This window comes from Aeromonas sp. 601027 (assembly GCF_049174455.1).
GTDB lineage: Bacteria > Pseudomonadota > Gammaproteobacteria > Enterobacterales > Aeromonadaceae > Aeromonas > Aeromonas veronii_A.
The window spans coordinates 152,974-159,725 of the sequence record NZ_JAAKTN010000014.1 but is presented as its reverse complement, the minus strand read 5'-3'; the positions used below and the strand labels follow the sequence as shown (position 1 = coordinate 159,725).

At 55.1% G+C, this 6,752-nt stretch carries 4 protein-coding genes; 3 read left to right on the top strand and 1 reads right to left on the bottom strand.

Going from position 1 to position 6,752, the window contains the following annotated elements; translation table 11 throughout:
* The first annotated feature begins 30 nt into the window (after positions 1–30).
* From G5193_RS17395 to G5193_RS17385, 3 genes are all read left to right on the top strand, one after another.
* Positions 31–3,513 carry a VWA domain-containing protein gene (locus G5193_RS17395; protein WP_421206637.1) on the top strand — a complete coding sequence of 1,161 codons (3,483 nt, stop codon included), beginning with the start codon at positions 31–33 and terminating at the stop codon, positions 3,511–3,513.
* Positions 3,514–3,598: 85 nt separating this feature from the next.
* Entirely contained in the window at positions 3,599–4,159 is a 561-nt protein-coding gene (locus G5193_RS17390) for a hypothetical protein (protein WP_042056172.1), read from the top strand.
* Positions 4,160–4,215: 56 nt separating this feature from the next.
* On the top strand, positions 4,216–4,932 hold the full coding sequence (locus tag G5193_RS17385; protein ID WP_005337338.1) for an SIMPL domain-containing protein: 717 nt from the start codon (positions 4,216–4,218) through the stop codon (positions 4,930–4,932).
* Positions 4,933–5,068: 136 nt separating this feature from the next.
* Here G5193_RS17385 and ahpF read toward each other — a convergent pair whose 3' ends face one another.
* The gene (ahpF, locus tag G5193_RS17380; RefSeq protein ID WP_421206635.1) at positions 5,069–6,649 is read right to left on the bottom strand and encodes an alkyl hydroperoxide reductase subunit F; all 1,581 of its coding nucleotides are present in this window, start codon (positions 6,647–6,649) and stop codon (positions 5,069–5,071) included.
* Between the last annotated feature and the right edge of the window lie 103 nt (positions 6,650–6,752).

The window sequence follows — 6,752 nt, the reverse complement described above, 5'->3', positions numbered from 1 at the left end:
TTTAGCTTGCCGGCGGACTGGAGCGGGGTCGTGAATGGCAATGTGGCGGGGACCACGGACGAGGGTGGGGCAGACAGCAAGCCCTTCACAGTGACCGTCACTGCAACTAATGATGCTCCCATGCTGACTGTCTCGGATCTGCGCATATCCGAGGAGGGATTACCGGGATCCAATCCAGACAATTCACCCAATCCCGGCGATATTACCGATAGCACCTCGACCCATGCGACGGCAAGTGTGACAGATATCGACAGCAATACCTTTACGTTCACTCTTTCTGCTCCATCTGGCCTGAGCTCTGGAGGGGTACCAGTTGTGTGGAGTGGTATAGGGTCTGCGACACTGGTGGGTTCAGCGGGAGGGATCCCAGTCATACAAGTATCTGTAGATCCGGTTGGTAAATATACCGTCACCTTGCTGGGGCCCATCGATCATGAATTTGGAGACAATAAGGAAGGACTGAAGACATTTACCTTCAACCTGTCAGCCAGTGATGGTGACTTGAGTGATACCAAGCAGGTCAGTGTTGTTATTGAAGACGATATGCCCGTGATCACAGGCATCGAAAGTCTGGAAGTGATGAATGTAGCCGACATCACTACCGGTGGATTGTTTGGCGTCTCTTTTGGTGCTGATGGCCCTCTGGGTACTGGTGGACTGAAACTGACTGGATGGCCTGATTTGGCAGGGATCACCGAAACCTTGTCGACTGATGGCAAGACTCTGGTAGCAACCATTGATGGTAGTGGGCAGCCACCTAAAGTGTTCTATACATTGACACTCAATGACGACAATACTTACAGCTTTGAACTGGTTACTCCCCAGCCAACCCAAACTTTCTCGATCGGGGCACAGTTCGGTGCTGGCGGGCCTGTTGAGACGATCGGAGTTACTGCTGGCGGGATTGGTGTACTGTTCGATGGTCTGCTGTTCAATGGCAGCGTCAATAATCCTCAGGATCTGCCGGGGAGTGATGCAGATAATCTCAACCCGAACAACAATGGTTTCGGGATTAAGAACGGCAACCTGGACAATAACGAAGGGTTCAAGGTATCCACGACTGCAGCCGTTGATGGGCTCTCTTTCAACGTCTACGGGGTTGGCAACACCAATACCAGCACCATACAGTGGGTGGCTTATGCTGCCGATGGCGTGACCGTCGTCGATTCCGGAGAGCTTGTTCTGTCAGGACTCAAAGGGTCGATGCAGTTGGCCAGCATAGAACCCGATGGGGAGTTCAGCCAGCTTTATGTCCGCTTTGTGCTGAATGGCAATGACTCGGTGAGGATCGAGAATTTCGGAGTGATCGACAAGATCACGCCTCCTGATATTGACCTTGATTTCAGTGCTACCTTGACTGATGCCGATGGAGATAAAGCCAGCGCCAACTTTACTGTATCGGTCAAGAGCAATGAGCCTCCCGTCGCGTCCAATATTCTGGTTGTGGGCAGCAACACCTCGGATACCCCCGACACTACCGGGACCCCCGGCACGGATGATGATCACAAGGTGCCCAACTCCAACGGTAGTGTGGATGGTCTGGTTGCAGGCGGTGCTGGTCACGATATTGTGGTGGGGGACATCGGCGGCACCAGTACCAATTTCATCCCGGGTGAGAATTACAATATTGCCCTGGTGGTCGATGTGTCTGGAAGTATGGCTGGAGCACGACTGAATATGCTCAAGGCCTCCCTGACCCATTTGGCCAACCAGTTGAAAGATCATGATGGTGAGATCAATGTCACCTTGATTGGTTTTGCGGCGAATGCCAGCGAGAGTGTGACAATAGTAGGGCTTGATGCCAGTAATGTGAGCAACCTGACCAATGCCATTGATGCACTGGTTGCCAATGGTGGCACCAACTATGAAGCCGCGTTCAATCAGGCCGTGCAGTGGTTCAATGATGGTAGCAAGGCTGCTCCCGGTTACCAGAACCTGACATTCTTTGTCACGGATGGTAACCCGACTTACTACCTCAATGACAGCAATCAGGTCGCCGGACCAGGCAACAGCACCACATTTGAGGTGATCAAGGAGTCGGTGGATGCTTTTGTTTCACTCAGTGCCATCAGCCAGGTCAATGCAATCGGGGTGACCAATGATGTTAACAAGGATTTGTTGAAGTTCTTTGATAACACGACTGAAACGGCAGATCAGTTTTACTCGGCAGGCAGCTTCCTTGACTTGGCCACATTTGGTAGTGGTAGCGGCATAAATGCCGCCTCGGGATGGGTGCTCAGTGGTGATGCTCAGGGATCGCATACTGTTACAAATGGAAGCTTGCGGATCCGGGATGATCGAACCGGTTCTGATTCTGACAGGACAATATTGGCGCTCGCCGTGGCCAATGCCATCCAGGTTTCTGCGGCACAAGCCGGAGCAAGTCTGCAGTTCCAGTATGCCTTGAATGGTGTTAATAGCAGCGACAGCTTCACCTGGAAGTTGGTGAAACTCGAGGGTGGCGTCTGGGATATGCTCAATCCAGTGCAAACGGGCACCATTACTGGCGTTAGTTCATCTGTTTTGACGGCTTACAGCACTATCACAACCGATGGACTGCCTGTCGGGCAATACGGGTTTGTGTTCGAACTGCTCGACAGCTCCAATGACCGGAATGCTGAGGTACGGATAGACAATATCCGGATCGAGCAGGGTTTCAATGCCCCGATCGGCGATGCCCAGATTGTGACCAGTGCCGAGCAGTTGACGGCAGCCCTGACCGAGGGGGATCAGATTACTGTGTTGCTGGGGGCCGGCAATGACGTGGCCGATGGTGGTGTTGGCAATGACATCCTGTTTGGCGATGTACTCAATACCGATACGCTGGCCAGCGAGTTGGGACTGGATCTGCCCCAAGGTTCTGGTTGGCTGGTATTTGAAACGCTGGAGTCCAGTCATGGGTGGACACGTGAACAGACGGTGGATTACATCCGGACCCATATTACTGAGCTGAGTGGGGAGAGTAGCCGCAGTGGTGGTAATGACACCCTATATGGTGGCAGTGGCAACGATATCCTTTTTGGCCAGGAAGGGAACGACACCCTTGTTGGAGGTGTCGGTGATGATTATCTGGATGGTGGTTCTGGTAGCGATATACTCACGGGCGACCTTGGTAAGGACATTCTGATCGGCGGCCTTGGCAGCGATACCATGACCGGTGGTGGGGAGAGTGACACCTTCAAGTGGCTGGCGGGGGATGCGGACGGCAGTATCGATACCATTACTGATTTCACTTTAGGTGATACCAACAATGGTGGAGATGTACTGGATCTCTCGGATCTGCTGGTCGGCGTACCTGCAGTGGGGAACAACGAGGATCTGGCAGCCGTGCTGGACAACTATCTGCAGTTCAACACGACGACCAAGACGTTGACGATAGATCCTGCCGGGGCCGGTGGGAGCCCGGAACTGACCATCCAGTTCCAGAACTCACTCGACCTCGCCTCACTGGGCTCCAATCAGGAGATCATCAAGCACTTGCTGGATGACGGTAACTTGAAGGTTGATCCGTAACCCTCTCTCGGGGCCGGGCTTGCCTGGCCCCTGTTTTTTCTTTAGGTGGATGGATAAGATAGCGGCCGTAGAAGAGAGGGTAATCATGCAGTCATTCAACTGGGTCGACATTGATGGCATCCGTTATAGCTGGGATGGACAGGGCAACATTACCTGCGCAGGTCAGTTTGGCTATCAGGCCTCGATCGCCGGTGATCGGCTGGATGGGATGGAGATAGAGAATGAGGCCGGTGATGTCGCGGGCTCGCTCTATGTTGACTTTGCTGCAGCCTCTATCACCTATGTGCCTGTTTTGGATACCGAGTCTGCCCATAACATGATTCTGGTTGGCCATGAGCAGGGTCAGCAGGAGTATCCACTGGTCAGTTTTCACCCTCCGTTGTTGCAAAATTTGCTTGGGCCGTCTGATACCATCCCTTGGTCTGCGATGGAGGAGGCAATTGGTGGCACCGATCTCGGACAGGCGGTGCAAGGACATGTTCTGTCGTGGGACTCGTTCCATTTCGATGATGAGGTGCAGGTCTGCGGTGCGACATCGTCACAAGATAAGGTAGAGCAGAGCCCAGATGTCTGCAGCGTGGTCACCATCAGTCTCGATCTGACCAATCAGATACTGGATCAGTTCCCCCCCTCGCATGATATATGAATCCCGTAGCTGCACGGGCATAATGGCCTCAATCTTTTCGATTGAGGTTTTTTTCTATGTGGCGTCCCCTTCTTACTCTTTCCGCTCTGGTTGTCAGTGCTCCGCTGCTGGCGATTGAAGTGCCGCAAGCGCCCCATCTGGTGGTGAGCGGTTATGCCGAGCAGAAGACCGAACCCGATATGCTCACCCTCAATGTGGCGGTGAGTGCACTGGATAAGCAGGGCCTCAAGGCCAAGCAGCAGGTCGATACCAAGGTCGCAGCCTTTTTCAGCCAACTGGAAGGGCTGGGGATCAAGCGCAGCGATGTTGAGGCTGGCAACCTGATGGTCTCGCCGGAATATCAGTATGGCGAGAACAAGAAGCCGGTATTGTTGGGATACCGTGCTCAGCGACAATTGGCGGTGAAGCTCTATCAGCTCGACAAGTTGAGCCCCCTGATGGATACCGCACTCAAAGCCGGGCTGGAGTCCGTATCCCAGATTGAGTACGGGTTGAAATCGCCGCAGGTCATCAAGGAGCAGGCCCGTTTGAATGCCGTTGAGGATGCCAAAACCAAGGCTGAATCTCTGGCCAAGGCCTTCGGGATGAAGCTTGGCAAGGTCTACAGTGTGGAGTACCGCAATGCTTCGCCCATTACCGCCTACAGCCGCAACCTGAAGGTAGTGCAGGCCATGGCGATGGCTGCACCTGCGGCGGATATGGCGGACAACAGCTATCAACAACAGCAGATCACGGTAAGTGATAATATCGAGGCTGTTTTCTTGCTGGAGTGATGCCCGTCGTTTAAGTCCAGTCATGAACACCCCCGCCATTTGCGGCGGGGTTTCTATTGCGCATCGATGCAGATATAAAAAAGCCGACGCTCGTGTTTACTAAATCGAGCATCGGCTTTTTGTTGCGCTGGGTTTATCAGGCGGTCACAGCATCAGCCTTGGTCGCTTCCGGCGCCGGGTTGCGGATGAGGTAATCAAACGCACCCAGTGCGGCGGTGGCGCCAGCACCCATGGAGATGATGATCTGCTTGAACGGTACCGTGGTGGCATCGCCAGCGGCGTAGACGCCGGGCAGGGAGGTCGCCCCTTTGGTATCGATCTCGATCTCGCCAAAGCGGGTCATGGCAATCTCGCTCCCTTTGAGGAACTCAGTGTTCGGTACCAGGCCGATCTGGACGAAGATGCCCGCTACCGCCAGGTGCTTGATCTCACCGGTGGTGCGATCTTCGTAATCCATGCCGACCACCTTGCTGCCATCACCGATCACTTCGGTGGTGCGAGCGCTCATGATGATGTCGATATTGCCCATGGAGCGAGCCTTCTTCTGCAGCACTTCATCGGCACGCAGGGTGTCGGCGAACTCCACCACAGTCACATGCTCGACGATGCCAGCCAGATCGATGGCCGCCTCGATACCGGAGTTACCGCCACCAATCACAGCTACTCGCTTGCCCTTGAAGAAGGGGCCATCGCAGTGCGGGCAGTAGGCCACGCCCTTGGTGCGGTACTCAAGCTCGCCCGGTACGTTCAGATCACGCCAGCGGGCACCGGTAGCCAGGATCACGGCGCGGCTCTTCAAGGTGGCACCAGAGGCGAGATCCACGTTCACATATCCATCTTTGCTGATGGCGGCGGCGCGCTGTTCGGTTATCACTTCCACGCCGTACTGTTTGACGTGCTGCTCCAGGCTGGCGGCCAGTTTGGGGCCTTCGGTGTAGGGCACGGAGATAAAGTTCTCGATACCGACGGTGTCCATCACCTGACCACCGAAACGCTCGGCAACGATGGCGGTGCGAATGCCTTTACGGGCGGCATAGATGGCCGCTGCGGCGCCAGCCGGGCCACCGCCCACCACCAGTACGTCGTAGGGATCTTTCTCATTCAGCTCGGCAGCCTTGCGCTCGGCGGCGCCGGTGTCGAGTTTGGCGACGATCTCTTCCAGCGATATCCGGCCCTGGCTGAACGGTTGACCGTTCAGGTAAACATTCGGTACCGCCATGATTTGACGCTCGGCGACCTCTTCCTGGAACAGGGCGCCGTCGATCATGGTGTGAGTGATGCCGGGGTTCAGGGTCGCCATCAGGTTGAGGGCCTGTACTACGTCCGGGCAGTTGTGGCAGGAGAGGGAGATATAGGTCTCGAAGTGGAACTCACCTTTGAGATTGCGGATCTGCTCCTGCACTGCCGCATCGGCCTTGGAGGGGTGGCCGCCGCTTTGCAGCAGGGCGAGTACCAGAGAGGTAAATTCATGACCCATGGGGATGCCGGCAAAGTGAACACGCGGTGCTTGGCCCTGGGGCGCGACGCTCATGGAAGGCTTGCGAACGGCAGTGCCAGAGGTCTGGGTGATCTTGGGGGACATCTCGGCGATCTCGCTGGCCAGTGCCAGCAGCTCTGCAGATTTGTCGCTGTCGTTGCCGGACACGCTGATCTCGATGGGATTGACGATGTACTGCAGATAGGTGTTCAGCTGTTGTTTGAGGTTGGTATCCAACATGGTCGAATTCCTTCTTGTAATGGCGAGTTGGCATTAAATGTGAGTCGGTCTGCTTTCAGGCCTATTTGGCAATGCCGGAAAGCAGACCGGCCCTTATGCGGGC

What these genes read in the sequence shown, in the direction of transcription:
- G5193_RS17390 (WP_042056172.1), top strand. Translation starts at nt 3,599, where the DNA reads ATGCAGTCATTCAACTGGGTCGACATTGATGGCATCCGTTATAGCTGG.
- G5193_RS17385 (WP_005337338.1), top strand. Translation starts at nt 4,216, where the DNA reads ATGTGGCGTCCCCTTCTTACTCTTTCCGCTCTGGTTGTCAGTGCTCCG.
- ahpF (WP_421206635.1), bottom strand. Translation starts at nt 6,649, where the DNA reads ATGTTGGATACCAACCTCAAACAACAGCTGAACACCTATCTGCAGTAC.